The following is a 1,738-nucleotide window of genomic DNA, read 5'->3' as shown; positions in this document are numbered from 1 at the left end:
GGTGCAACCCAACATCAACCGTAGTATGTAGGCGAGATTCCCCCGTAGTCGCCGTGGGCCGTCGCTTGTACCCCCGCGCCCCTACTGTTGCCTGGTTCATGGGAAACAGTATGATTAACAAACAGCAAAGACTTGACTTTGTGCGACAATGTGGAGATAATAATAGGGGTGAGTTTGAAGGCGATCGCGATGGAAATCCAACGGGTCATCCTCACAAATTTTGGGCTATTTAAAAATCTGGAAATTTCCTTAGCACCCACCCAGCAAAACCCCAGCAATATCACCGTATTCGTGGGCAAAAATGGCGCGGGTAAATCCTCCATTCTCACCGCTTTAGCCACCTCTCTTAGCTGGTTCACTGCTCGTTTACGCACGGAAAAAGGCAGTGGCAACCCTATCCCAGAAAATTCTATACTTAATTCCGCTAATTTTGCCAGCATTGAAATCGAGGTTTATGATAATAATCATCCCTCAGAAAATGCCGACATCAGCAATATTAATCATCAGTTTAAATGGACTTTAGCCAAAGCCCAAAAAGGGCGAAAATCCCCCTATAATAGTAACCTAAACGACTGCACTCGTTTGGCTAATATTTATCGTGATGATCTCAGCGATAATGACCAAACAAGCCTACCTCTAATTGCCTTTTATCCGGTGGAGCGCGTCGTGCTGGATATGCCCCTAAAAATTAGGACTAAGCACAGCTTTAAGCAATTAGATGGCTACGATAACGCCTTAAATCAGGGTGTAGACTTTCGCCGTTTTTTTGAATGGTTTAGAGAAAGAGAAGATACTGAGAATGAATCAGCAATTCCTCAAGACTTTTGGAACGAAATCATACCTCTCTTACAAACCGATTCAACGGTATGGGAGCAATTGCAGCAACTAAATGCCTCCGCTAAAGATAGGCAATTAACGGCAGTTCGCACCGCCATTAGCCGATTTATGCCGGATATGGACAACCTGAGAGTCCGTCGCAAACCTCGTCTCTATATGGCGATCGACAAAAACGGTGAAACCCTAAATGTCGCCCAACTTTCACAAGGCGAAAAATCTCTGATGGCTCTAGTTGGTGATATTGCTCGCCGTCTAGCTATGCTGAACCCCGCCCTAGAAAATCCTTTAAAAGGTGATGGTATCGTTTTGATTGATGAAGTCGATTTGCATTTACATCCCTCGTGGCAGCGTAGTTTTTGCGATCGCCTCATCGACACTTTTCCTAACTGTCAATTTGTGCTAACAACCCATTCACCTCTTATCATCAGCGACTGTCAAAATATCTTGGTTTACACCTTAAACAATGGTGAATTGCAACAATTGCCTTCCCAGTATGGGCAAGATGCTAATACGGTTTTACTAGATGTCATGGATACCAGTATCCGTAATGAGACCATTGATACTGAACTGAACAATCTGCTAGATGCCATACAAAACGCCAACCTAACCGAGGCTGAACAATTGCTTTCACAATTAACTGAGAAATTGCACGCCAATCATTTAGAATTGATGAAAGCCAAACTCCTGATCAATAAACAAAAATCACGTCATGCGAAAGATTCATAAAGGCTCCGAGCCACCTAATTTGACAGCATGGAAAAAGAAAAATCCTCACATCAACCGTAGGTTGGGTGCAACCCAACATCAACCGTAGGTTGGGTGCAACCCAACATCAACCGTAGGTTAGGTGCAACCCAACATCAACCGTAGGTTAGGTGCAACCCAACATCAACCGTAGGTT

1 protein-coding gene is annotated in these 1,738 nt (G+C 44.1%); it reads left to right on the top strand.

Annotated features, from left to right (window positions below):
* Positions 1–150 precede the first annotated feature (150 nt).
* Positions 151–1,563 (top strand): AAA family ATPase, encoded by a 1,413-nt coding sequence (locus tag P5683_RS22885; protein ID WP_235720180.1) that lies wholly within the window; start codon positions 151–153, stop codon positions 1,561–1,563.
* Positions 1,564–1,738 lie beyond the last annotated feature (175 nt).

Origin of the sequence: Limnospira sp. PMC 1279.21 (assembly GCF_032349615.1) — a bacterium.
Taxonomy (GTDB): Bacteria; Cyanobacteriota; Cyanobacteriia; order Cyanobacteriales; family Microcoleaceae; genus Limnospira; species Limnospira fusiformis.
Note: the sequence above shows the minus strand (reverse complement) of the source record. Positions and strands in the feature narration are given on the sequence as shown.